This window comes from Siccirubricoccus deserti, from assembly GCF_014283215.1.
Lineage (GTDB): Bacteria > Pseudomonadota > Alphaproteobacteria > Acetobacterales > Acetobacteraceae > Siccirubricoccus > Siccirubricoccus deserti.
Genome location: NZ_JACOMF010000002.1, coordinates 137,673 through 161,638 on the forward strand (window position 1 = coordinate 137,673; position 23,966 = coordinate 161,638).

25 protein-coding genes are annotated in these 23,966 nt (G+C 71.9%); 14 read left to right on the forward strand and 11 right to left on the reverse strand.

Features of this window, described 5'->3' with window-relative positions:
• The first annotated feature begins 3 nt into the window (after positions 1-3).
• On the forward strand, positions 4-609 hold the full coding sequence (locus H7965_RS02310; protein ID WP_229682395.1) for a Smr/MutS family protein: 606 nt from the start codon (positions 4-6) through the stop codon (positions 607-609).
• The gene (locus tag H7965_RS02315; RefSeq protein WP_186768919.1) at positions 606-1,007 is read left to right on the forward strand and encodes a helix-turn-helix domain-containing protein; all 402 of its coding nucleotides are present in this window, start codon (positions 606-608) and stop codon (positions 1,005-1,007) included. Before H7965_RS02310 ends, H7965_RS02315 begins: the two co-directional genes overlap by 4 nt.
• 139 nt (positions 1,008-1,146) lie before the next feature.
• Here H7965_RS02315 and H7965_RS02320 read toward each other — a convergent pair whose 3' ends face one another.
• Both H7965_RS02320 and H7965_RS02325 read right to left on the reverse strand, forming a co-directional pair.
• On the reverse strand, positions 1,147-1,758 hold the full coding sequence (locus H7965_RS02320) for a Maf family protein (RefSeq protein ID WP_186768920.1): 612 nt from the start codon (positions 1,756-1,758) through the stop codon (positions 1,147-1,149).
• Positions 1,755-2,651 carry a pyruvate, water dikinase regulatory protein gene (locus H7965_RS02325; protein WP_186768921.1) on the reverse strand — a complete coding sequence of 299 codons (897 nt, stop codon included), beginning with the start codon at positions 2,649-2,651 and terminating at the stop codon, positions 1,755-1,757. Before H7965_RS02325 ends, H7965_RS02320 begins: the two co-directional genes overlap by 4 nt.
• A 290-nt stretch (positions 2,652-2,941) precedes the next feature.
• Between H7965_RS02325 and hemE the strand changes: the two genes are divergently transcribed.
• A complete protein-coding gene (gene hemE / locus H7965_RS02330) occupies positions 2,942-4,012 on the forward strand; it encodes a uroporphyrinogen decarboxylase (RefSeq protein ID WP_186768922.1) in 1,071 nt (356 codons plus the stop codon).
• Positions 4,013-4,046: 34 nt separating this feature from the next.
• On the opposite strand, the gene H7965_RS02335 is transcribed toward hemE, so the two are convergent.
• Positions 4,047-4,544 carry a MarR family winged helix-turn-helix transcriptional regulator gene (locus tag H7965_RS02335; RefSeq protein ID WP_186768923.1) on the reverse strand — a complete coding sequence of 166 codons (498 nt, stop codon included), beginning with the start codon at positions 4,542-4,544 and terminating at the stop codon, positions 4,047-4,049.
• Positions 4,545-4,759: 215 nt separating this feature from the next.
• On the opposite strand from H7965_RS02335, the gene H7965_RS02340 reads away from it, so the two are divergent.
• On the forward strand, positions 4,760-5,101 hold the full coding sequence (locus tag H7965_RS02340) for a hypothetical protein (protein WP_186768924.1): 342 nt from the start codon (positions 4,760-4,762) through the stop codon (positions 5,099-5,101).
• Positions 5,102-5,170: 69 nt separating this feature from the next.
• On the opposite strand, the gene H7965_RS02345 is transcribed toward H7965_RS02340, so the two are convergent.
• Both H7965_RS02345 and glk read right to left on the reverse strand, forming a co-directional pair.
• Entirely contained in the window at positions 5,171-6,277 is a 1,107-nt protein-coding gene (locus H7965_RS02345; protein WP_222440434.1) for an alpha-hydroxy acid oxidase, read from the reverse strand.
• The gene (gene glk, locus H7965_RS02350) at positions 6,274-7,182 is read right to left on the reverse strand and encodes a glucokinase (RefSeq protein ID WP_186768925.1); all 909 of its coding nucleotides are present in this window, start codon (positions 7,180-7,182) and stop codon (positions 6,274-6,276) included. The genes H7965_RS02345 and glk overlap by 4 nt, the downstream gene beginning before the upstream one ends.
• Positions 7,183-7,327: 145 nt before the next feature.
• Between glk and H7965_RS02355 the strand changes: the two genes are divergently transcribed.
• On the forward strand, positions 7,328-8,437 hold the full coding sequence (locus tag H7965_RS02355) for an enolase C-terminal domain-like protein (protein WP_186768926.1): 1,110 nt from the start codon (positions 7,328-7,330) through the stop codon (positions 8,435-8,437).
• Between the two features lie 69 nt (positions 8,438-8,506).
• Here the strand turns inward: H7965_RS02355 and H7965_RS02360 are convergent, their stop codons facing one another.
• The 3 genes from H7965_RS02360 to H7965_RS02370 form a co-directional block, all read right to left on the reverse strand.
• A complete protein-coding gene (locus H7965_RS02360; RefSeq protein ID WP_186768927.1) occupies positions 8,507-9,097 on the reverse strand; it encodes an invasion associated locus B family protein in 591 nt (196 codons plus the stop codon).
• A 133-nt stretch (positions 9,098-9,230) separates the two neighbouring features.
• The gene (locus H7965_RS02365; protein WP_390624548.1) at positions 9,231-10,649 is read right to left on the reverse strand and encodes a bifunctional heptose 7-phosphate kinase/heptose 1-phosphate adenyltransferase; all 1,419 of its coding nucleotides are present in this window, start codon (positions 10,647-10,649) and stop codon (positions 9,231-9,233) included.
• 95 nt (positions 10,650-10,744) lie between these two features.
• The gene (locus H7965_RS02370) at positions 10,745-11,455 is read right to left on the reverse strand and encodes a metallophosphoesterase family protein (protein WP_456308114.1); all 711 of its coding nucleotides are present in this window, start codon (positions 11,453-11,455) and stop codon (positions 10,745-10,747) included.
• Between the two features lie 56 nt (positions 11,456-11,511).
• Here H7965_RS02370 and H7965_RS02375 point away from each other — a divergent pair, with 56 nt between their 5' ends.
• The 8 genes from H7965_RS02375 to H7965_RS02410 all read left to right on the forward strand — a co-directional run bounded on the left by H7965_RS02375 (position 11,512) and on the right by H7965_RS02410 (position 19,454).
• A complete protein-coding gene (locus H7965_RS02375; RefSeq protein WP_186768930.1) occupies positions 11,512-12,549 on the forward strand; it encodes a hypothetical protein in 1,038 nt (345 codons plus the stop codon).
• Complete coding sequence (locus H7965_RS02380; RefSeq protein ID WP_186768931.1) at positions 12,546-13,730, forward strand: hypothetical protein; 1,185 nt, start codon at positions 12,546-12,548, stop codon at positions 13,728-13,730. Before H7965_RS02375 ends, H7965_RS02380 begins: the two co-directional genes overlap by 4 nt.
• A gap of 54 nt (positions 13,731-13,784) precedes the next feature.
• Positions 13,785-14,540 carry an ABC transporter ATP-binding protein gene (locus H7965_RS02385; protein WP_186768932.1) on the forward strand — a complete coding sequence of 252 codons (756 nt, stop codon included), beginning with the start codon at positions 13,785-13,787 and terminating at the stop codon, positions 14,538-14,540.
• Entirely contained in the window at positions 14,537-15,340 is an 804-nt protein-coding gene (locus H7965_RS02390) for an ABC transporter permease (protein WP_186768933.1), read from the forward strand. Before H7965_RS02385 ends, H7965_RS02390 begins: the two co-directional genes overlap by 4 nt.
• 77 nt (positions 15,341-15,417) lie before the next feature.
• Entirely contained in the window at positions 15,418-16,053 is a 636-nt protein-coding gene (locus H7965_RS02395; RefSeq protein ID WP_186768934.1) for a histidine phosphatase family protein, read from the forward strand.
• A 98-nt stretch (positions 16,054-16,151) separates the two neighbouring features.
• The gene (locus H7965_RS02400; protein WP_186768935.1) at positions 16,152-16,949 is read left to right on the forward strand and encodes a lipid-binding SYLF domain-containing protein; all 798 of its coding nucleotides are present in this window, start codon (positions 16,152-16,154) and stop codon (positions 16,947-16,949) included.
• A 3-nt stretch (positions 16,950-16,952) separates the two neighbouring features.
• Positions 16,953-17,735 carry a lipid-binding SYLF domain-containing protein gene (locus H7965_RS02405; RefSeq protein WP_186768936.1) on the forward strand — a complete coding sequence of 261 codons (783 nt, stop codon included), beginning with the start codon at positions 16,953-16,955 and terminating at the stop codon, positions 17,733-17,735.
• A 210-nt stretch (positions 17,736-17,945) separates the two neighbouring features.
• Complete coding sequence (locus H7965_RS02410) at positions 17,946-19,454, forward strand: hypothetical protein (protein ID WP_186768937.1); 1,509 nt, start codon at positions 17,946-17,948, stop codon at positions 19,452-19,454.
• A 6-nt stretch (positions 19,455-19,460) separates the two neighbouring features.
• Here the strand turns inward: H7965_RS02410 and H7965_RS02415 are convergent, their stop codons facing one another.
• From H7965_RS02415 to H7965_RS02425, 3 genes are read right to left on the reverse strand one after another with little or no spacing between them, the layout of a single operon-like run.
• Positions 19,461-20,312, reverse strand: a complete 852-nt coding sequence (locus tag H7965_RS02415; protein WP_186768938.1) for a lysophospholipid acyltransferase family protein — start codon at positions 20,310-20,312, stop codon at positions 19,461-19,463.
• Complete coding sequence (locus H7965_RS02420; RefSeq protein ID WP_229682396.1) at positions 20,312-21,685, reverse strand: cytochrome P450; 1,374 nt, start codon at positions 21,683-21,685, stop codon at positions 20,312-20,314. The genes H7965_RS02415 and H7965_RS02420 overlap by 1 nt, the downstream gene beginning before the upstream one ends.
• Before the next feature lie 28 nt (positions 21,686-21,713).
• Positions 21,714-22,463, reverse strand: a complete 750-nt coding sequence (locus tag H7965_RS02425) for an SDR family NAD(P)-dependent oxidoreductase (RefSeq protein WP_186768939.1) — start codon at positions 22,461-22,463, stop codon at positions 21,714-21,716.
• Between the two features lie 420 nt (positions 22,464-22,883).
• Between H7965_RS02425 and H7965_RS02430 the strand changes: the two genes are divergently transcribed.
• The gene (locus H7965_RS02430; RefSeq protein WP_186768940.1) at positions 22,884-23,960 is read left to right on the forward strand and encodes an efflux RND transporter periplasmic adaptor subunit; all 1,077 of its coding nucleotides are present in this window, start codon (positions 22,884-22,886) and stop codon (positions 23,958-23,960) included.
• Positions 23,961-23,966 lie beyond the last annotated feature (6 nt).

Genomic DNA, 23,966 nt, shown 5'->3' on the forward strand with positions numbered 1-23,966 from the left:
GCCATGAAGCGACGGCTGATGCAGGAGACGCCGCTGACGATGCGGCCACGCCCCCGGCGCGGGCTGACGGCGGAGGATCGCGCGCTGTGGCAGGCCTATACGGTACGCGCCGCGGTGGCGCCGCTGCCGGGCAAGGCGCTGGCCATTGCCATGGCCGAGCCGGCGCCGCCGCCCCCTTCCGCCGCCCTGCCGCCCCCGGTGGATCATCGGCCCGCGCCACGCACCTCCACCCCATCGCGGCCGCCGCCCGAGATCCAGGTCGGCGCCGCGCCGCCCGGCCTCGATACTCGACGCTGGAAGGCGCTGCGCCGCGGCCAGACGGCGCCCGAGCGTACCCTCGACCTGCACGGCCGCCGGGCGCATGAGGCGCATGGCGCGGTGCGCCGCTTCCTCACCGACGCCCAGGCCGACGGGCTGCGCTGCGTCGCCATCGTCACCGGCAAGGGATCGAGCCTGGAGGGCGGGGTGCTGCGGCGGGAGCTGCCGCATTGGCTGAATGCGCCGGAGTTGCGCGGCCTGCTGCTCGGCGCCGCACACCCGCATGCCACCAACTCAGGTGCGGTGCACCTGCTGTTGCGGCGGCGGCGCTCCGGGCCGGCGGGGCGATGACCCCCTTCGGCGCCCGGCTGCGTGCCCTCAGGGAGGCACGCGGGGTTGGCCTGACCGAGTTGGCCCGGGCACTGCACGTCTCCGCCGCCTATCTCTCGGCACTGGAGCATGGCCATCGCGGCCGGCCCTCGGCCGGGCTGGTGCACCAGGTGAATGAGTTCTTCGGCCTGATCTGGGACGACGCCGAGGAACTGGTGCAGCTTGCCCGGCTGTCGCATCCGCGGGTGGTGGTGAACACCGCGGGCCTCAGCCCGGAGACGACCGCGCTCGCCAACCGCCTGGCACAGGACATCCACCGCCTGCCGCCCGAGGCGGTGCGGCAGATGACCGCGGTGCTGGAATCCCTGCCCGAGGAAGGGCTGCGGCCCGCTGGGCAGGCAGCGGGGCGGCGGCGGTAGGAACACCGTCGCGCATCTGGAGCGCCTGTCATGACCGGGCGCTTCCTGGTGCTCTCCGCAGCGGAAGGCGTGCCGAAGCGCCGATCGGGAGGGATCATCGGGCGCCCGCGAAACCGCGAAGCGGCTTTGCGGGGGGATCCTATTCCAGAAGGACCCCCTGCTGCCTCAGAAACCCCAGCAGCGGCAATAGCGGCAGGCCGAGGATGGCGCTGTGCTCGCCTTCGACGGCACTGAACAGCTGTGGCCCCCGCGCCTCCAGCCGGTAGGCGCCGACCGAGGCCAGCACCGCCTCCCCTTCCGCCGCCAGATAGGCGTCGAGGAAGGTTTCGGAGAACCGTCGCATGGTCAGCCGCGGCCGCGCCAGATGTTGCCAGATACGGGCACCATGGCGCCAGACGACCATGGCCGTCACCAGCTCATGCGGCCGGCCCCGCAGCGCCAGCAGCTGGGTCCGGGCGGCGGCCAGGTCGGGTGGCTTGTCGTACCAGACGCCATCGCAGACCAGCATCTGGTCGGCGCCGATCACCAGCGCCTCCGGCTCACGCCGGGCGATGCGCTCGGCCTTGGCCTCGGCCAGCAGCATCGCCGCCTCGCCAGCGGAAATCCCCTCGGCCTGGCAGCCGGCCTTGATCGCCGCCTCATCCACCGCGGCGGGGCGGGAGGTGAAGGTCAGCCCGGCGGCCGCCAGCACCGCGCGGCGGGCCGGGCTGGCAGTGGCCAGAATGATGAGCGGATCAGGCTGCTGGATCATCTCGCGCCGCGCCCGCCCAGCACCTCTGCCGCCGGATCCTCGGGCTGATGCGGCGCCGCCCGGCCACGGCGCTGGTGCCAGGCTTCCATTAATTGCAACACGGTCGCCGCGGTCTCCTCGATGCTGCGTCGGGTGACGTCGATCACCGGCCAGCCGCGCGCGGTGCAGAGCCGCCTTGCGGCCTGGATCTCGGCCTTCACGCTGTCATGGTCGATGTAGTCGTTGGTGTCCTGCCGCACCCCACCGGCGCCGATCAGCCTCAGGCGGTGGCGGCGGATCTCGATCAGCGCATGGGTGTCGATGGTGAGCCCGACCACGGGGCAGGGCGGCTGGTCCAGTTCCGGCGGCAGCGGCGCGTTGGGAACGATTGGCACATTGGCCGCCTTGATCCCGCGGTTGGCCAGGTAGAAGCATGTGGGTGTCTTCGAGGATCGGGAGACGCCGACCAGGCAGACATCCGCCTCGGCAATTCCCGCCGTGCCCTGGCCGTCGTCGTGCGAGAGCACGTAGTGCATGGCGTCGATGCGGCGGAAGTAATCCGCGTCCATCACATGCTGCGCCGCGCGCTTCTCCCGCGCCTGCACCCCAATCTGGCTGGCCAGCAGGTCCATCACCTGGTCGAGCACCGAAAGGCAGGGCACGCCGAGCCGCTGGCAGGCTTCCTCCAGCGCATGCCGCAGGCTGCGGTCCACCAGGGTGAAGAACACCGGGCCGGGTTCATGCTCCAGCCCCTCCAGCACGCGGTCGAGTTGGAGGCGGGAGCGGATGAGGCTCCAGCGGTGATGGATGACGTGATGATCCTCGAACCGCGCGAGGGTGGCGCGGGCGATCGAGTTCAGCGTCTCGCCGGTGCTGTCGGAGACCAGGTGCAGGTTGATGGGCCGGTGTGCCATGGCGGGAGAATAGCGTGGATGTCTGTGGATAACGGGGAAATCTGCCGGTATCCGACTCGCGCCGGGGGATGAGGAGGGATGACGCGTTTTTCACCATGCCCTGGGACCGACTCCGGCATTGTCTCCGGATGATTCGGGATCGTCGCGAATTGCGGTGCCGAGTCAGTCGCTTGCCCGACTCAGCGCCGGTGGATTGCGCTGTGGACTGAGTCGGGCGTGGCTGCGTCCCCGACATCCACAGGCCCTACTAGCCCTACTACCCTTCAGAGATTCTTATCTTTGGAAGTAGGATGCCCGGCATGGAGACCGAAATGCCCGGCATGGCCCCGGTGAAACCCCTTTTGCGCGCCCTGACCGGAGAGGCGGTGTGGCCGCCACCGATGTGGCTGATGCGCCAGGCCGGCCGCTACCTGCCGGAATATCGCGCGCTGCGGGCCCAGGCGGGCGATTTCATCACCCTCTGCACCACGCCGGAGATGGCGGCCGAGGTCACGCTGCAACCGGTGCGGCGCTATGGGATGGACGCCGCCATCCTGTTCTCCGACATCCTGATGGTGCCCTGGGCGATGGGCCAGCCGCTGCGCTTCGCCGAGGGCGAGGGGCCGGTGCTGCAGCCGGTTCGGGATGCGGCGGCGATCGGCGCGCTGGACCCCTCGGTCTGCGCCGCCAATGCCGCGCCGATCATGGAAACCGTGCGGCTGACCCGGGAGGCGCTGGAGGCGCATGGTTCAAGGACGGCGCTGATCGGCTTCGCCGGCAGTCCCTTCACCGTCGCCTGCTACATGGTGGAGGGCCACGGCAGCCGGGACTTCGCTGCGGTGCGGGGCATGGCCTATGCCGATCCGGCGCTGTTCGGCCGGCTGATCCGTACCCTGGTGGAGGCGACCACCGATTACCTGCTGGCCCAGGCCGCCGCCGGGGCCGAGGCGCTGATGCTGTTCGACAGCTGGGCCGGGCTGCTCTCGCCGAGCCAGTTCCGCCGCTGGGTGATCGAGCCGACGGCGCTGCTGGTGCGGGCGATCCGCAAGACCCGGCCGGAGATCCCGATCATCGGCTTCCCGCGGCTGGCCGGGCCGCTGCTGGCGGAATACGCCCAGCGTACCGGGGTGCAGTGCCTCGGTATCGATACCGGCATGGATCTGCGCTGGGCGGCGGGGGCGGTGCAGCCAGGGCAGGCGTTGCAGGGCAACCTCGACCCGCTGGCGCTGGTCGCCGGCGGGATGGCGCTGGAGACGGAGGCGCGCAGCATCCTCGGCGCGATGCGCGGCCGGCCCTTCGTCTTCAACCTGGGCCACGGGATCGAGAAGGTGACGCCACCGGAGCATGTGGCGGCGCTGGTGCGGCTGGTGCGGGCCGGCTGAGCTACAGCGGCTTCATGCCTCTCCGCGGTCCGCCCTACTCTTTCGGCGGCTTGTCGGAGGCAGGTTTGGCAAGGGCGGCTTTCGCCGGCGGAAGCTTCTCCGGCAGCAGCTTGTCGCGCAGGGCGGTAATGCGCTGGCGCAGCGCCTGGGCAGCATCCTGGTCGCCCTCGAACACCCGGTCGACCCATTCGATCTTCTCGCCCTTGGCCGTCTCGCGCAGCGCCCGGCCCTTTTCGGTCAACCGGATGCGCACCTGGCGCTCATCCGCCGCGTCGCGGGTGCGATGGATGTAGCCAGCCGTCTCCAGCCGCTTCAGCAGCGGTGTCAAGGTGTTGGATTCGAGGAACAGCCGGTCGCCGATGCCGCCCACCGTCTGGCCGTCCTCGGCCCAGAGCACCAGCATGACCAGGAATTGCGGATAGGTCAGGCCGAGCTTGTCGAGCAGCGGCTTGTTCGCCCGGCCGACGGCTTGCGCCGCCGAATGGATGGCGAAGCAGAGGTATTGGTCGAGGTCGAGACGGGTTTCAGTCATGGCTGTCTCCTGACGCCTACCCTCCCTGGCGCCGTCCTTCAAATCTCATTTATATCGCACACGACTAAATCGCTCATGATCTCCCTGCATGGCTGGGCTGCGAGGTTATCTATCGCACGCGATATAATCGCGTCGTATCTACCGCCCATCGAAACCGCCACCCCGCCGCCCGGCCAGAAGGCCCTGCCTCCGAGGTGACCTGAGGAGAGATTTCCATGATCCGCAACGCCCTCATCGCTTCCGTCATTGCTCTTGGCACCTTCGGTGCCGCCCAGGCCCAGGACAACGGCCCCCGCCTTGTCGGCGGTGGTAACAACGCCGAGGTGGTCTATGCTGTCCCCAGCCATAATGTGGTTGGCGGCGGCGCCGCGACCATCACTGGTGGTGGCGATAACCTTCGCATCGCCTATGGCAGCGGCACCACGACCCAGGAGCAGAATGGCCTGGTCGCCGAGCTGATCGGTGGCGGCAACGACAGGCAGCTGGTCTACCGCCCGGTGGCCCCTGCCCACACCGGGTCGCTGCTCGCCGGCCATCCCGCGCGCCAGGGCGGCTGACCCAGGCTGGTCCAGGGGGCGCCTGCCCCGTGGCTGGGAAACGCGAGGGGGCGACGCCTCCTCGCACCCTCAGTTCAGCAACTCAGCTGTGACGTCGCCCAGCGACCCACACCCCGCCAGCCGCATCGCCACGCCGAGTTCCTCCACGATGCGCCCGAGCACCGCCTGGACCCCCTCGGCCCCGCCCAGCGCCAGCCCCCACCACATCGGCCGGCCAATGGCGACCGCCGTTGCCCCGGCAGCCAGGGCCTTCATCACATCCAGCCCCCGCCTCGGGCCGCTGTCCATCAGCACCGGCACCCGCCCCGCCACCGCAGCGACGCAGCGCGGCAGCGCCTCGAAAGCCGCCGGCGCGCCGTCGAATTGCCGGCCGCCATGCGAGGAGACGATGAGCGCCGCGGCGCCCGCCTCCATCGCCCGCCGGGCATCGGCCGCTGCCAGCACCCCCTTAGGCACTACCGGCAGCGGTGCTCGCGCCATGAACCAGGCGAGATCCGCCCAACTCAAACCCGCATCGGTGCCGCCCAGCAGCGGGTGGGCATAACTTGGCCGGTCATTGCCCCGGGCGAGGGCCGGCGGCGGGGTGAAGCCATGTGCCAGGTCGCGCTCCCGGAAGGCGGCGATCGGTGCGTCCAAGGTCGGCACCAGCGCGGTATAGCCGGCCGCCGCTGCCCGCGTCGCGAGGTCGAGCGCCATCCCCCGGTCGCGCGGCAGGTACAGCTGGAACCAGCGCGGCCCGCCGGCAGTGGCCACCTCCTCCAGGCTGCGGCTCGCCACCATCGGCGCGCAGAACAGCGCCCCGGCGGCGGCGGCGCCCCGGGCGCTGGCCACCTCGCCCTCCGGATGCGCCAACCCCTGCAGCCCCATCGGCGCCACCAGCACCGGATGCGCCAGCGCCTGGCCGAGCAGGGTCAGCGAGAGGTCGGGCGGCCCGACCCCGGTCAGCATCCGCGGGGTGATGGTGGCGGCGTCCAGCGCTGTTCGGTTGCGCCGCTGGGTCAGACCGGCCCCGGCGGCGCCGGCGATCCAGTCATAGGTGGCGGGTGGCAGCACGGCCCGGGCCGCGGCCTCCAGCGCCTCCATGCTGGTAATCCGCAGTGGCGCAGCCGCCGGCTGGCCCAGCACCGCCGCGCCCATTGCCGGGGCCGCCAGCACGCCACGGCGGGTCGGGCTCATCGCCAGGCCAGGGTGGCCAGGCCGAGCATCGCCGGATCCTGGCGCAGGATGAGCCAGGCCGGGATCGGCGCCAGCCAGTCGCGGAACCGGCCCTTGGCTTCGAACCGCGTCCTGAACTCCGAGGCGGCGAGGAAGTCCGGGAAGCGCGGGCAGATGCCGCCGCCGATGAAGACGCCGCCGCGGGCGCCATAGAGCAGCGCCAGATCGCCGGCGACACCGCCGAGGATGGCGCAGAACATCGAAAGCGCCTCCCGGCACCGCGCATCCGTGCCGGCAATGGCGCGGACGGTGATCTCGGTATCCTCGAGCGCCGGATCGCCGCCGAGCGCGGCATGGATGTTCTCGATCCCCATGCCCGAGAGCAGCCGCTCAGCGGAGACATGGCCGTACTTCGCCCGCAAGGTCTCGATCACCGCGGCTTCCCTTGCGTCATGCGCGGCGAGGCTGGCATGACCGCCCTCGCTTGCCAGCACCCGGTCGGGCGGCAGGAAGGCACCGACGCCGAGGCCGGTGCCGGCGCCGAGCACGGCCATCGGCGCTCCCTTCTCCCCCACGCTGCCGCCGAGCTGCAGCAGGTCGGCGCCGCCGAGATGCGGCAACGCCCAGGATAGCGCCTCGAAATCATTCACCACCCGGACCCGGCCGATGCCCAGCGCGGCGGCGATCTCGGCGCCATCCACCACCCAGCCGCGGTTGGTCAGCCGCACCTGGTTGTTCTGCACCGGGCCGGCGACGGCCAGCACCGCGGACGCGGGGGGCGGGCGGTCTCCAAGATAGGCGGCGATGGCGGCGGCGATGTTGGTGAAGCCGTCCAGCGCGAGCTTGACCGGCGGGGTGTAGGTGGTGCCGTCGTGCAGGGCGAAGCGGGCGTTGGTGCCGCCGATGTCGGCGATGAGAGTGTTCATGGGGCGCAGTCTGGAGGGGCTCTGCCCCTCCAGGCCACCCCGCCAAGGGCCGAAGGACCCCTGGAACCCGATTGTGAGCGGGTGATGGCGCCTTGCCACCGGGGCGAAGCGGTCCGTACCCTCCTCGAAAGGGAGGAAACGGCCCATGAAGATCGATCATGTCTCGCTGACGCTGTTCGCCTGGGACGGGATCCCGCCGACAAAATACCACGCCGCCAGCCGGCTGGACTCGGGCTCCTCGGCGCTCGGGCTGCTGCGCATCGGCACCGACAGCGGCATCATCGGCCATGCCTTCCTCGGCTCCGCCACCCATACCGCGGTGAACGACGGGCCGGGGTTGATCCGCTTCCTGAAGCCCCTGCTCATGGGCCAGGACCCACTGGAGCGGGAACGGCTGAACGCCGCGCTCTGGCCCTGGTCCCGGCTGATCTCGGTGCGCTCGATCGGCGCCGTCGACGTGGCGTTGTGGGACATCGCCGGCCAGGCGGCGGGCATGCCGATCCACCGGCTGCTCGGCACCACCCGCCACAGCATCCCGGCCTATGCCAGCAGCGCCGTGCTGCCCTCCATCGAGGCCTATGCCGAAGAGGCGCAGCGCTTCAAGGCGGATGGCTGGGCCGCCTACAAGATCCACCCGCCGCAGCATCCGCCGACCGACATCAAGGTCTGCCAGGCGGTTCGCGCCGCGGTCGGCGACGACTACACGCTGATGCTGGACAGCACCTGGTCCTACGACTTCCCCGCCGCGGTCCGGGTCGGGCGCGCCATCGAGAAGCTCGGCTTTCTCTGGTACGAGGACCCGCTGCACGACCAGGACATCACCAACTACGTCAAGCTGCGGCAGAAGCTCGACATCCCGATCATGGCGACGGAATACCCGCAGGCGGGGCTGGAGAGCTACGCGCCGTGGCTGCTGCTGCAGGCCACCGACTACCTGCGCGGCGACGTCGCGGTGAAGGGCGGCATCACCACGCTGGTGAAGACGGCGCATCTCGCCGAGGCCTTCCGCATGACCTACGAGATCCACCACGGCGGCAATTCGCTGAACAACGTGGCCAACCTCCACGTCGCCTGCGCCATCCGCAACACCACCTATTTCGAGGTGCTGCTGCCCGATGGCGCGCACAAGTACGGTCTGGCGCAGGACATCGTGGTCGGCAAGGACGGGCTGGTGCATGCGCCGACCAAGCCCGGCCTTGGCGCCGAGATCGACTTCGAATTGATCGGGCGGAAGCAGATCGCCGTGCTGGAGTAGCTGGCCGAGGCGGCGGGCGGCTTCACGTCTCCGAGCAAGACTGCCCTGCGGCGATCCTCCGACCGGGGTTCAGCCGCCTTCCTTCTGCAGCGCCTCCAGCGCCGCGCCGAAGCCGCGGAAGGAGACCGGGATGCCAACTTGCTGCCCCGCCGGTTCGCGGAACTCCAGCTTGCCCGGCTGTTCCGGCGTGCGGCCGCGCAGCCGGCGTAGCACCGCCTCGTCGCCCAACTCGAACTCGGCATAGCAGCCGACCGGATTGGCGCTGCAATGGCGGAACGGCAGGGTCAGCGGCTGGTCGCCCTCCAACGTCAGCCGCGCCGGCTGCGACACCAGCGCATTCACCGGCACCCGCGCGACCATCCGCAGCGGGTCGGTCTTCGCCAGCCGGCCGATCGCCAGCACCGAAACCGGCTGCTGCTGCTGGTTCTGAGTCGCCTGAATCATCTCGCAGGCCCGGTTGCCTGGGGTGCGCGTCACGCATTGCACCGTCCAGTCGCCGAACACCGCGGAGGTGCGTTCCGGCGCGTCCGCCGAGGTGGCCGGGGTCGTCGTAGATGGCGTCGTGGCCGGGGCGGGTGCGCGTGGCGCCGTCTGCGCCGTTGCGACACCGGCCATGAGCAGGAAACCGAGCGTCGCCAGGCCGAGACTGAATCCGGACATGAAATCCCCACGCAGGAAAATGCCGTGGCCCCAGCCGGCTCAACCAGGGCTGTAGCCAAGCTGCCCCGGCCCTGTCCGGGGCGATGATGGCTCTAGCGCGGTGGTTGCAGCGTTACAACCGCAACTGCGCGGCTCAGGCCGGTTCCGGCTGGGGTGTGGCGCGGCGGACCGTGCCGCCCCATTCCTGCAGCAACTCGCCGCCGGCGACCGTCTCCGGCGCCCGGTGCGGATCCTGCACCAGAACATCCGGCCGCAGCAGCCGGATCAGCTCCACCGGGGTGGGCGCACCGAAATGAACGATGAGGTCGACGCTGGGGGCCTCCGCCAGCGTCCCTGCCAAGGCGTCGCCATCGGCCAGGCCGACCACCAGCCGGTCGCACCAGGACCGTGCCTGGGCCAGCAGCCCGGCATCGCCCGCCGCCCGGCTGCCGGCAAGGAAGCCGACGCGCAACCCGGCCCGCCGCCAGCGCTCCACCCGTTCCGCCGCATGCGACCGGCTGGCGAGTTTGCGCATCGCCATGCGGCCGGGGGTCAGCACTTCCAGCAGCTCATCCTCCCGCACCACCGCGATGCCGGATTTGCCGATGGCGATGCCAGCGGCCAGCGCCCCGAGCCGTGCCGCCACCGGCAGCGCCAGCCCGGCGGCGAGGCTGGTCGCCACCACCGCCAGCAGCGCGTCGCCGGCGCCGGCGGCGTCCACCACCTCCGCCACATCGGCGGCGATGTGCTGCACCGCCTCGCCGGCCGGGGCATCCTCCACCAGGGTCACGCCCTGCTCCCCGCGCACCACCATCACCGCGCCATAGCCATGGGTGGTGCGCAGGGCGGCGGCGGCCAGGGCGATCTCCGCATCGGTGCGGGTCGGCAGGCCGGTGGCGGCGGCAAGCTCGGCGCAATCGGGCAGGATAAGGTCGGCGCCCGCGTAGCGCGCGGGGTCGCCACCCTTCGGGTCCACCACCACCTTGCGGCCGGCGGATTGCGCGGCGGCGATCAGCCGGGCAGCGGTGTCGCCATCCAGCACGCCCTTGCCGTAGTCGGACAGCACCATAACCTTGGTCGCCGCCACCGCATCGGCGGCGATCCGCACCAGCCGATCGGCGAGGCGCTGGTGGATCGGCGCCACCACCTCGTGATCCACCCGCATGATCTGCTGGCCGGTGGCGACGAAGCGGGTCTTGGTGGTGGTGGCGCGGCCGCCCTGCACCAGCAGCCAGGGCTCCACCCCCGGCTGGCCGCCGATCAGCCCGGTGAGGTCGCTGCCGGCCTGGTCGTCGCCAACCACCGAGACAAAGGCGACGGCGGCACCAATCGCGGTAAGGTTGCGGACCACGTTGCCGGCGCCGCCGGGCAGCGCTACTTCCCGTTCCACCGCCAGCACCGGCACCGGCGCTTCGGGACTGACGCGATCGACCCGACCGTAGACGTAACGGTCCAGCATCGCGTCGCCGACCACGAGGATCGCGCCGCGCTTGAGTTGGCGTACCGCATCGGCAAGGTCGGTCGTGATGGGACCGCCGGCGGCAGATGTCTGACCGGGCGCGGAGCCGTGCATTGCATTGCGGTAGCGCATGCCGGGCTTACGGCGCAAGCCACGCACGCGGGATTCGGCGGAATTCGCGCATCGAGCGGCCGGAACCCGCCATCATATCACACCACCAGGAACCGCAGCCTTTGGCCTTCCAGCACCAGGCAGGTCAGCGTTCCGCCAAAGCAGGCGCCGGTGTCGATGCCGATACGGTGCGCCCGGATCGCCGGCTGGCTCGCCGGGGTGTGGCCATGCACCACCACCTGCGGCAGGTCGCCCTCATAGGACAGGAAGGGCTCGCGGATCCAGATCAGGTCAAAGGGGTCCTGGCGTTCCAGCGGGATGCCGGGCCGCACCCCGGCATGGACGAAGAGGTAGTCGCCCACCCGGTGCTGCAGCGGCAGTTGCCGCAGCATCTCCAGGTGATCCTCCGGCACCGCGTCCCAGGCATCAGGGTCCTCGGCCGCGACGCCGTAGCTGCGCAAGGTCTGCGCCCCGCCATTGTCAAGCCAGAACGGCATCGCCCCCTCCGCCGCATCGGCGGCGCAGGCGTCGAGCATCATCGCCTCATGGTTGCCAAGCAGGTTCACCACCTCGGCCTCCGGCAACGGCGAACGACCGATCAGCCGGTCGAGCACGGCGGCGCTGTCCGGCCCCCGGTCGACGTAATCGCCGAGGTGGACCAGCGTCACGCGCGGCACCGGCCGCGCCCGGGCATCGGCCGCAATCAGCCGATGCATTGCCGCCAGTTTGTCGTCGCAGCCATGCACATCGCCGACGGCATAGACGCGCATGCCCGGCGGCAGGCTGCCGGGCGCTAGGGTTTCGTTCACCATCCGGCGTGACTCTAGCCGAGGATTTCCCGCTTCGCACTGCGCAAGGACTGCGCATGACCGTGACCATCGCCGAACCCCCCCGCCCTGTTGCCGCCTCGCCGCTGGCGGCGGCGCTGCCGCGCCTGCTGGCGGGCGCGGCGCTGCGGGTTGCGCCGGAGGCCAGGCTGGCCGGGCCGGCATCGCGCCGCCGCATGGCCCGCGCCCTGCTGCTGGACGTCTCCGAGGCCGCCGGTAGCCAGGTGTTCGAGACCCTGGCGGGGGAGCTGTTGCTGTTCGGCGCCCCGCCCCGCGCCGCCACCCAGGCCGCGCTGCAACTCGGCCGGCTGGCCGGGCTGCCGCCGCCGCCGGTCTGGCTGCTGCCCCAGGATGCCGCGCCGTTGCTGGCCTGGGCGCAGGATGCGGTGCTGGCGCCGCCCGCCGGCCCGCCGGCGCTTGTCCCCCCCACCCCCGGCCTCGCCGGTCTCGATGCCCGGCTGGAGGTGCTGGCACCGGAACGGCTGCTGCGCAGCCGGCCGCTGCGGCGACCGGTGCCCGGTGGAGGCCCAGGCACCGCCATGGCGACCGCCGGGGTGCGGCTGCGCCTCTGCCGCCGCGACCTGGCCGCCGAGCTCGGCACCCTCGCCGCCGACCCCGACCTGCTGCGCCATGCGGAGGATCGGCTCGCGACCCGGCTGCTGCACCCGCTGGCCGCCTGGGCGTTGGAGTTTCCCGGCCTTTGGCTACTGCCGCTGCCGCGCGCCGTCACGCCGCTGCCGCCGGCCCGGCCCGGCCTCATCGGCGTGCTGCCCCTCGCCGCTGTCGGCGATGCCGGCTTCGGCGCGGCACGGCAGGCGCTGGCGGCGCAGGGCTGGGGCCTGGCGCTGGAAGGGCCGGAAGCGGCCAGCCTGTCGCTGTTCGACCTCACCGCCCTGCCGGCCGACCTGCTGCTGCTGCGCTGGTCGTCGGCGCTGGCCGAGCCGGCGGCGCTGGCGGCGCTGCGCCGGGCCGATCCGGCACGGCTGGTGCTGACCGCGGCGGCTGGCGCGGAGGCGCTGGAATTCGCCGGCCGGCTCGGCCTTGCCGCGGTGTCAGGGCCGGCGGTGGCGGGGTGAGGGGCGAAACCCTCGCCCAGCCGGGCAGCCTGCCGGCGGCGCTGGGCGGGCTCGGCCGGCGTGGCACCGGCGATGCGCTGGCGCTGGCCCGGCTGGTGCGCGGCATCGTCGCCGCCGGCGCGGCGCGGCAGGCGCTGCACCTGCGGCTATCGAATCTCGGCCCCGACTGGACCCGTGCCCACCATCGCCGCCTGGTGCGGGAGGCGCTGGAGCCACTGCTGCACCCGACCCGCGCCCAGTTCTTCGAGCTGGCGCATGGCGATCTGGTGGTGGTGGCGCCATCCCGGGGCCGCCACCTGCCGGCAGCGGAGGCGGCGCTGTCCACCCTCTTCGCCGCCGATCTGCCGTCACGCCCGCCCTTCGCGGTGCATCGCCTGCCGGAAGAGGCCGCGGCGCTGCTGGCGGCGGTGGAGGTCAGCCTCGGCCCCCGCGCCCCGGTCCCGCCGCAGGACAGCGGCGCCGCCCTGACCACCGCCGATCTGGCGGCGCTGGAACGCGGGCTCGGCAATGCCAGCCTGGCCCGCTTCCTGCGTCGCCGCCCGGTCTGCCGACTGGTGGCGGGGGGCGGCGGTGCCGAGACGGTGTGGGAGGAATGCCGCCTGGCGGTGGATGAACTGCGGACGGCACTGCTGGCCGGGGCCGATCCGGCGCTGGCGCCCTGGCTGTTCCGCCGGCTGCGCCGGCTGCTCGACCGCCGGCTGCTGGCCGAGCTGGCCCGGCCGGAGGAGTTGCGGCAGCGCGGCCCGATCGGCCTCTCCCTCGGCCTCGACAGCCTGGGCAGCGCCGAATTCCTGCGGCTGGGCGGCATGCTCGGCGGTGCCGGGCGGGCCCGGACCGTGCTGGCGCTGCCGGCCGAGGATGCGCTGGCCGACCCGGAGGGGTTCCTCTTCGCCCAGGCGTTCTGCGCCGCCCGCGGCTTTCGCGTGGCGGTGGACGTGGCGGAGCCCGAGGTGTTGCCGCTGCTGCCGGTCGCGCGGCTGGGGGTGGGGCTGGTGCGGCTGCACTGGACCCCGGCGCTGCCGCTGGCCGCTCAGCGCCTGGCCGGCGGGCTGGCGGCGGCGCTGCCGCCGGGGCCGGAGCGGGTGGTGCTGACCGGCGCCGATCGCGCCGCGGCGATCGGCTGGGGTTGGGAGGAGGGTATCACCCTGTTCGAAGGGGCACTGTTGCGGCCCCGTGGATGACCCTCGGCCCGTCGCCGCCTTGGCGCGGCCCGACACCGCGCGCATATGGTCCCGATGGAAACCCCCGCGATCCTCGCCGAGGCGCTGACCAAGCGCTACCGGCCCGACGCGCCGCCGGCGGTCGATATGCTCTCCTTCCGCATGCCGCGCGGCGCCACCTGGGGGCTGCTGGGCGGCAATGGCGCCGGCAAGACCACCACCATCGCCATGCTGCTCGGCTTGCTGGTGCCGAGCGGCGGCCGGGTGACGGTGCTGGGCCACGACATGGCGCGCGACCGCTTCGCGGCGCTGGCGCGGATGAATTTCTCCTCCCCCTACATCGCCCTGCCGGCGCGGATCAGCGTGGCGGAGAACCTGCGAGTCTACGCCCATCTCTACGATGTGCCGCAGGCCGAGAAGCGCATCGTCGAGCTGGCGGCGCAACTCCAACTGACCGAGTTGCTGGACCGCCCGGCCGGCGAGCTTTCCGCCGGGCAGAAGACCCGGGTCGCGCTGGCCAAGGCGCTGGTCAACCGTCCCGAATTGCTGCTGCTGGACGAGCCCACCGCCAGCCTCGACCCCGACACCGGCGACTGGGTGCGCGGCTGGCTTGAACGCTACCGGGCGGAGACCGGCTGCTCCATCCTGCTCGCCAGCCACAACATGGCCGAGGTGGAGCGGCTGTGCGACCATGTGCTGATGCTGAAGCAGGGAAGCGCGGTGGATGAGGGCAGCCCGGCCGCGCTGCTGGCGAAATACGGCCGGGACGATCTGGAACAGGTCTTCCTCGACATTGCCCGCGGCCGGCCGCGCGAGGCGATGCCGGCATGAACCGCGCCGCGTTGCGCCGCATCTGGGGCCTGGTCTACCGCCATCTCGCGCTCTACCGCCGGTCCTGGCCGCGGGTGCTGGAGCTGATGTACTGGCCGGTGCTGCAGATGGTGGTCTGGGGCTTTGTCACTGCATTTCTCGCGGGCGTGCAGAACAACACCGCCAGCCTCGCCGCCGGCATGCTGCTGGGCGGTGCGCTGCTGTGGGAGGTCGCGCTGCGCAGCCAGATGGGTTTCTCCATCTCCTTCCTTGAGGAGATCTGGTCCCGCAACCTCGGCCATATCTTCGTCAGCCCGCTGAGGCCGCGGGAGCTGGTGGCGGGGCTGATGGCGATGAGCCTGATCCGGGTGGTGGTCGGCGTCGCGCCTGCGGTGCTGCTGGCCTGGCTGTTCTACGCCTTCGGGCTGTTCGCCATGGGGCCGGTGGTGGTCGCCTTCCTGGTGGCGCTGCTGCTGATGGGCTGGGCGGTGGCGCTCGGCGTCACCTCGCTGCTGTTGCGCTTCGGCGCCGGGGCGGAGACCCTGGCCTGGTCGGTGCTGTTCGGACTAACCCCCTTCGCCTGCGTCTTCTACCCGGTGGGCGTGCTGCCCGCCTGGCTGCAGCCGGTGGCACTGGCCCTGCCGGCGGCGCATGTCTTCGAGGGAATGCGGGCGGCGCTGCTCCAAGGCAGCATCGCCTGGGGCCATCTCGGCACCGCCTTCGCGCTGGATGCGGCGTGGCTGGCGGCGATGGCGCTGGTCTTCATGCGCCAGTTCCAGACGGCCCGGGTGCGCGGGGCGCTGCTGAACATAGGGGAGTGATCGTCGCGAGGCATTCCCCGCCATGCCCTGCCTGGACAGGTCCTTGCGTCCGGTGGCGGGACGCGTAATTCACCGCCGTGCCCGAACCCACCCGCCTCTTCCTGATCCGCCACGCCCTTGTCGAGCCCTCGGCTCGCGTCACCTTCTACGGCTCGATGGACGTGGCGCTTTGCGACATGGCGCTGCGGCAGGACGCCGCGCTGTACCGCTGGCTGGCCTCCCGCCTGCCGAGGCCGGCGCAATGGGTGGTCTCCAACCTCGCCCGCACCCGCGCCACCGCCGCCGCCATCTTCGCCGCCGGCTACCCGGAGGCGCCGCTGGCCGAGGAGCCGGACCTCGCCGAGCAATACCTCGGCGAATGGCAGGGCATCCCGCATGAAGCGCTGACCGAGCGGCTGCGCCACCCGCCGCACCCCTTCTGGCCGCATGCAGCGGAGGAGCGGCCGCCCGGCGGCGAGAGCTTCGCCGAGGTGCAAGCCCGGGTCGCGCCGGTGCTCGAGCGGCTGGTCGAAACCCACGTCGGACAAGACATCGTGATCATCGCCCACGGCGGCTCGATCCGAGCCGCGCTGGCGCATGCAGTGGGGCTGAGTGCCTACCAGGCGCTGGTGTTCTCCATCCGCAACCTTGGGCTGACGCGGCTTGAGAAGCATGGCGGGGATTGGCGTGTCGCCACGGTGAACGAGGAACCCTGGACCCCGCCCGCCGGGTGAATTCCGCGGCCGGGCCCAGACACTTCGCTGCGGCCTTGGACAGAAGCGCTGCAACGCGTTAGCGTCCCGCCAATTCCGTGGCTTGGCAGGGGGGCTTGATGCGCCGTCTTATGATCCTGGGGCTTGCCCTGGCGAGCCTTGCCGGTTGTGCCGGCACACCTTCCGGCGGCGAGGAGCAGGCGCTGGTCGACCGCGCCACGCTGACGGTGCAGGAGATCCTGTCCGAAGGGAACGACCGCCTGCACGCTGCCAGCATGCTGCGCCGGGCCCGAGCCGCGGTGATCTGCCCACGCATCTTCCGCGCCGGCTTCTTTTTCGGCGGTGAGGGTGGCGGCTGCGTGATGCTTGGGCGGGATGCCGCCGGCTCCTGGTCCTCGCCGGCCTTCTACTCCCTGAGTACGGGCAGCTTCGGCCTGCAGGCCGGCATCCAGGACCTGCAGGTGCTGATCCTGATCATGAACGACCGGGCGCTGAATGCCGTGCTCGACAGCCAGTTCAAACTCGGCGCCGACGCCTCGCTCGCCTTCGCCACCTTTGGCGGCTCGGTCGAGGCCTCGACCACCGCGGCGGTTGGTGCCGACATCCTGGCCTTCGCCCGGGCGCGCGGACTCTACGCCGGCCTGACCCTGGAAGGCTCGCTGCTGAGCTCCCGCAGCGAATGGAACCGCGGCTACTACCAGCAGGATGTCGGGCCGCGGCAGATCGTGGTGGCGATGCAGGCGCACAACCCGGGCGCCGACCCGCTGCGCGCGGCGCTGATGCGTTACGGCAGTGGCGGCGGCGCGGCGGCCGCGGCGGCGCCGCCGGTGTCGGGCGGCGCCGCCCCGGGCACGGCCCCTGGCACCACCCTGGGCAGTGGCCCGGTTCAGCGCAGCACCCTGCCGCCGCTGCGCTGAGCCATGCGCGCGCCCATCCTGCTGGCGCTGCTGCTCCTGGCTGCCGCTCCGGCGCGGGCGGAGGGCGAGCCGCAGACCCTGATCGACCGCGGCACGCTGGCGGTGCAGGAGATGCTGGAGACCGGCGACGCGGCGGCGATCGAGGACACCCGCGCCATGCTCCGCCGCGCCCGCGCCGTCATGGTCTGCCCGCAGGTGTTCCGCGCCGGCTTCTTCCTGGGCGGCGAGGCGGGTGGCTGCGCCCTGCTGGCGCGGGAAGCGGCGGGGTCCTGGTCCTCGCCGGCCTTCTACGGCCTGACCTCGGGCAGCTTCGGCCTGCAATTCGGCATCCAGGACATGCAGGTGCTGATGCTGATCCTGACCGACCGCGGCCTCTCGGCGGTGATGGACAGCCAGTTCAAATTCGGCGCGGATCTCTCCATCGCCGTCGCCACCATCGGGGCCGGGATCGAGGGCTCCACCACCGCGGCGGCGGGGGCCGACATCGTTGCCCTGGCGCGGTCGCGCGGGCTGTTCGCCGGGGTGGCGCTGGAGGGCTCGCTGCTGACCAGCCGCAGCGCCTGGAACCGCGAATACTATGGGCAGGAGGTGTCGCCACGGCAGATCGTGGTGACGATGCAGGTGCACAACCCGGGTGCCGACCCGCTGCGTGGGGCGTTGCTGCGCTATGGCGCGACGCCGGAAGCACCGGCGGTCACGCCCCTGCCGGTGCAGGCAGCACCCGGCCCTGCGCCCGGGTCGATGCAATCGGCGCCGCTGCCGCCCATCGCCGGGCCGCGCCGCTGACCCAGGCCAGGGTGGCGAGGGCAGGAACGCCGACACACCGGGCTTCCTCCCCGCAATGCGCCGGTTTGGCGTGACGCCACAGCCACCATGGATCGGTGGCATGCCTGGCCCTTGCTGCGCAGGCGGATCGACCCTTTCGCTGCGGAACTGTCCAGCCTGCCACGGTGGATCGGCGTTCAGATACGGACCCAATCCGCTTTGGAGAGGTTCATGACAAGCGTCCCGCACCAGCCGGAGGCCGGGCCGGCGCGGGTCGCAGCCGCGCCATGGCGCCTTGCGATGGCTGCCCTGCTGATCATCCTTTCCGCCAAGATCGCACTGGTCGCCAGCTTCGGAAGCATCGTGCCCTTCTGGGACCAGTGGGATGACGAGGCCGTTCGTACCTATCGGCCCTATCTGGACGGCAGCCTCTCGCTCGACGGGCTGCTGATCCCGCACAACGAGCACCGGCTGGTGCTGACCCGCCTGCTGAATCTGACGGTGCTGGAAGTAGTGGGGCATTGGGACCCCATCCTGCAGATGCTGCTCAACGCCCTGTTACATTGCGCGGCGCTCGGCGTGGTGCTGGCCATGCTGCTGCGCGGCCTGCCGCCGCGCCGCGCCGCCCTCTTCGCCGGCGCGACGGCGCTCGTGTTCGTCATTCCTTATGCGCGCGAGAATACGCTCTGGGGCTTCCAGTCACAGATCTACTTCCTGCTGCTGCTGAGCCTGCTCGCACTCTGGTGCATGGCGGCCGGCCGTGCATGGTCGCCGCGCTGGTGGCTTGGCGTCCTGCTTGGCGTCCTCGCTTATTTCGGCATGGCGTCCGGCGCCCTCGTCTTCCTGGCCGCCGCCGCGTTGCATGCCGTGCAGATGCTGCTGCGCCGGCGGGGCGGCCGGGCCGAGGCGATCGGCATCGCCGCCCTGCTTGCCACCGGGCTGTTGCTGATCCGCTGGGTCCCGACGGTGGAGGGTCACGCGCCGCTCAAGGCCGACAGCCTGGGCGGGTTCCTGGCGATGTTCGGCAGGAATGCCGGCTGGCCGCTCAACCTCGGCCTGCCGGGCGCGATCATCGTCAGCCTGCCGGGGGCCGCGCTCGCCTGGCGCCTCTGGCGGGAGCGGCCCATGCCCGCCGACATCCGCTGGCTGATCCTGCTGCTCATCCTGTGGGCGGGGCTACAGGCCGCTGCCATGGCCTGGGCCCGGGCAACCGGCGCGCCGGCGCCCCGCTATCTCGACATCCTGGCGCTCGGGCTGCTGGCCAACCTTGCCGCGTTGCTTCGCCTGCCCTGGACCTGGCTGCGGCGCGCGGCGCCGGCCTGGCTTGCGATCTTGGCGCTCGGTGCCGCGGTCGCCGCGGCGCGGCTGCCACGGGATCTCCACCGCCACCATGAGTGGAGCGTTGCCCATGCCGAGGTGATCTCAGCCTTTCTCCGCTCAGGCGATCCTGCGGTGTTCGAGGGCAGGCAGGGCCCGCAGGAACTGCCCTACCCCACCGCCGACCGGCTGCACGGCGTGCTGGCCGACCCCGTGCTGCGCCGCCTGCTGCCGCCTGTGTCATCCGGGTTTCCGGCACCGGATCGGGCGAGCCGCTGGCTGACCGACCCGCGTTGGGGGGCCGCCGCCCAGGGTGCACGGCAGGCGGCGCTGGCCTCGCCGCCCCTGCTGTTCGGCCTGGCGCTTGTGCTGCTGGCCTGGTGGGTCAGGACGAACGCACGGCGGCCACGCGCCGGCGGTTGATCCAGGCTACCGATCCGGTCGCCAGGAGATGGTGAACAGCCATTGCCGGAGGTTTGCCCGCACCACCGGCTCCACCGCCGCATCCAGCGCCGCCGTCCCGGCAACCACATTGCCGTCCGGCGGCAGCGCCACCGGCGGCAGGAAGTGGGTGCGGAAGCGGGTGCCCGGCAGCCGTTCCACATAGCCCGGCACGATGGCGCAGCCCGACAGCCGGGCCAGCCGCGCCGCATAGGGGATGTTGCCGGTGATGCGCGGCCCACGGCCGAGCGAGGGCCCGCGCACCACCCCGCCGATGTAGTCATCCATCCAGAACAGCAGCGTCTCCTGCCGCGCCTGCAGCACGCGCAGCGCCGGGCGGGCGCCGTCGCGGTCGGCGCGGATCATCCGGCCGCCGCCGCGCAGCCGGATATCGGTGATCACCCGCTCGCGGAAGGCCGTCGGCTGGCGGGTGGCGACGCCGACCGGCCGCAGCCCGAGCCGCGCCAGGGTCAGCCCCAGAACCTCCGGATTGCCGAGGTGCAGCCCGGCCAGCAGCAGCGGCCCGGCCTGGCGGGCGGCGAACAGGTGCTCGGCGCCGCGCACCTCCACCCTGCCTTCCTCCCAGAACCGCAGGATGCGGGCCATCTCCGCGAAGGTGGCGGCGATATTGGCCCAGCTTTCGGCCACCGCCTGGTCGGGGTCGAGGTCGGGGCGCAGCAGCTGGAAGGTCTCCCGCGCCTGCGCGTGCAGATGCGGGTAGAGCCGCGGCACCAGCCCCGCCGCCAGCCCGGCGCCGATCCGGGTCACCCGCTCGCTCGGCAGGAATTGCAGCGGGTGGTACAGCGCGCGTTCCAGCCCGGCGGCGATCAGCCCCCGCATCAGGCTCGGTCCAGCAGCATCGGCAGCGTCTCGCCCGGCCGCAGGGTCAGCCGCGCCACCGGCTGCACCGTGACGCCCGGCGCCAGCCGCGGCGCAAAGCGCTGCGCCAGGGTCGCCAGCACGATCACCGCCTCCGCCATGGCGAAATGCGCCCCGGTGCAGACCCGCGGGCCCAGGCTGAACGGGACATAGCCGTGTCGCGGCCGGGGCGGGGCGCCAGGCAGGAAGCGGTCCGGAAGGAAGGCATCCGGGGCCTCCCACAGTGCCCGGTGCCGGTGCAGCAGCCAGGGCACCACCATGACGATGCCGCCCTTCGGCAGCTGGTGGCCGGCGAGCGTCACCTCCCGCTGCGCCTCCCGCGCCAGCACCGGGATGGGCGGGTAGAGCCGCAGCGTCTCCTCCACCACGGCGCGGGTGAAGGGCAGGGCGGGCAGGTCCCCGAACTCCGCCGGCCGGCCGCCGAGCGCCGCCGCCGCCTCGGCCCGCAGCCGCGCCGCGCTGCCGCCGTCCTGGCTCAGCAGGAACCAGCACCAGGCGAGGGTGGAGGCGCTGGTCTCGTGGCCGGCGAGGAACAGCGTTGCCGCCTCATTGCGGAAGGCGGCGCGGGACATCGGCTGGCCGCTCTCGCGCAGGGTGGCCGCGGCCATGGCACGCAGCAGGCTTGCATCCCCCTTGGCCTCTCTCTCATCCGGCATGTCGAGCACCGCGGCGATCATCCCGTCCAGCACCGCATGGATGCGCCGCACCTCCGGCCGCAGCCGCAAGCCCCGCAGCCGCTGCACCCAGGCCGGCGCGCCGATCAGCCCGAGCAGGTCCCCGGCGCCGACCTTCCGCTGATAGGCGGCGAAGGCGGCCACCACCTGCCCGGCATCGGCATCGCCCAGCCGTAGGCCGAAGACGCTGCGGCAGATCACCTCGGCGGCCAGCGCGCCCATCTCCGCCAGCATGTCGATCGGCTCGGCCGGGTCGCGCGCCGCCCAGGCCTCGCCGCGTTCCGCCGCCGCCGCGGTCATCACCCCGGCCAGCGCGCCGATGCGGGAGGCATGGGTGACCGGGGCCACCACCCGGCGGCGGTCCTTCCAGACCAGCCCGTCCGAGATGATCAGCCCGTCCCCCACCAGCGGCTCCAGCGCGTGGCGCATCTGCGGCGTCTTGCGCTCGAAGGCCTCGGCCTGGCGGATGAAGGCGTCCTGCACCGTCTCCGGGCTGTTGCAGATCAGGATCCGCCGGCCGAGCACGGCGGTGGCGATCAGCGGCTCGGAGAACTGCCGGTCCGTCCAGATCTCCAGCATGTTCCGCCTGAGCCGGCGCAGCAGTTCCGGCAGCGGCAGGCGGGCGATGGGGCGGTGGGGGTGGGGCGGGACATAGGCCATCCGGCGACGGGGCCGCGCCGGCTCTCCGCTAGCCCCGGTGCACCCGCAGCGGTCCGTAGCTCTGCACCACCGGCATCACCTGCACCAGGTTGACGTTCACCCGGGCCGGACGGGTCGCCACCCAATGCACCGCATCGGCGATATCCTCCGGCGTCAGCGGCTCGGTCCCGGCATAGACGCCGGCGGCCTTCGTGTCGTCGCCCTTGAACCGCACATTGGAGAATTCGGTGCCGCCGACCAGCCCCGGTTCGATGTCGGTAACGCGCACCCGGGTGCCATGCAGGTCGGCGCGCAGGTTGTTGCTGAACTGGCGGACGAAGGCCTTGGTCGCGCCATAGACATTGCCGCCGGGATAGGGCCACTCGCCGGCGGTAGAGCCGATGTTCACCACATGCCCGGCGTTGCGCGCCACCATCCCCGGCAGCACCGCATGGGTGACGTACATCAGCCCCTTCACGTTCACATCGACCATCGCATCCCAATCATCCAGCACCGCGGCCTGCGCCGGTTCCAGCCCCCGGGCCAGGCCGGCGTTGTTCACCAGCAGGTCGATGGCGGCGAGGTCCGCCGGCAGCCCGGCGATGGCGGCGGCTACGGCAGCGCGGTCGGCCACGTCCAGCGGCAGCGGGTGCACCACCCCGGCGCCGAGTTCCGCCACCAACGCCTGCAGCCGGTCCCGCCGCCGTCCGGCGGCGATGATCCGCGCGCCATCCGCGGCGAAACGACGGGCAATGGTGAGACCGAAGCCGGCGGTCGCGCCGGTGACGAGGACGATCATGCTGACGCTCCTGTGCGGCCCATGGCGTGCGGGCGAACCCCATGAGGATGTACGGGCGATCGGGGCCGTGTTTCCACCACGCCGGCCCCAGGAATTTCACGCCACGGTGGAGAAAGCAGCCCTGGCTGGCCTTGCTTCAAGCCCTGGCGATACCCAATCCCGGTTGACAGGGAGGTTGATCAAACTTACCGAGAGGGCTTGAAAAACCTTACAGAACGTCCATTATCCACGCGCTGGCCGGCGCTGAAGACCATCGCGAAGGTGGTATGTTCTGCATTCGACGGAACCGGTTGAGCCCAGCCAAATTGTGCTGACACCGTCCAGTGCAGAAACTTCGGGCGCTGAGCCGTGCGCCTCCCAACCTATTGGAGGCTTCCGACCGTGCGGATTCGTTTCGGCGCTCGTCTTCTGGCGTGTGCCTTGCTGTTTGTCTGTCCGGCGCTTGCCGAACCGGCGCCGAATGACATTCTGATCCGCCTCGATGAGCGGCAGCAACGCGCTGCCGGCATCGATGTTGCGCAGGTGCAGGCCGAGGCAGGCACCACCCAGACCGTGCTGCCCGGCACGGTCAGCGTGCCGCCCCGCCAGCTACGCGTGGTCGCGGCCCCTGCCGCCGGCCTGCTGGAGGCCGTGCTGGTGGCGCCGAACGAGGCGGTGATCAAGGGCCAGCCCATCGCCCAACTGCGCAGCACCGACCTTCTGGAAGCGCAGCGGCTATTCCTCCAGGCGCTAGCCGGCGAGACCCTGGCGGCGGAACGGCTGCGCCGCGACCAGCAACTCCACCGTGAGCGCATCATCGCCGAGCGGCGCCTGATCACCACCCGCGCCGACCATGAATTCGCCCGCACCACCCTGCAGGAACGCGAGCAGATGCTGGCGCTGCTCGGCATGGCCGAGCCGGCGATCGAGGAGCTGAAGGCGAAGCGCCGAATGGCTCCGGCGCTGACCATCGTCGCGCCGGTCGACGGCGTCGTGTTGCAGGTGAGCGTCTCCGCCGGCGAGCGCGTCGCCCCGGCGGCGCCGCTGTTCAGCATCGCCGAACTCAAGCCGCTGTGGGTGACCCTGCAGGTGCCACTGGCCCAGGCGGTGGCGATCGAGACCGGCACGCGCGTCAGCGTGCCCGGTACTGCGGCGCAGGGCGAGGTGGTGCGGCTCGGCCGCAGCGTCGACCCCGCGACGCAGAGCATCGCCGCGGTGGTCGAGGTGGAGGATGGCGCCGAGGCGCTGCGCCCGGGACAGGTGGTCAGCGCCTCCGTCGCGCTGCGGCCCAATGGCACGCCGCAATGGCGGCTGCCGGCCGGCTCCGTCGTGCGGCATGCCGGGCGGTCCTGGGTCTTCATCCGCACCGCGGATGGCTTCCGTGCCCGGCCGGTGACGGTGGTCGCCGAGAGCGGCAGCGCCGCATCGATCCGCGCCAAGCTGGCGCCGGACGACCAGGTGGCGACGCGCGGAATCCTCGCCCTGCTGGCGGAACTCACTGAAATCTACGGGGGCTGACCCACC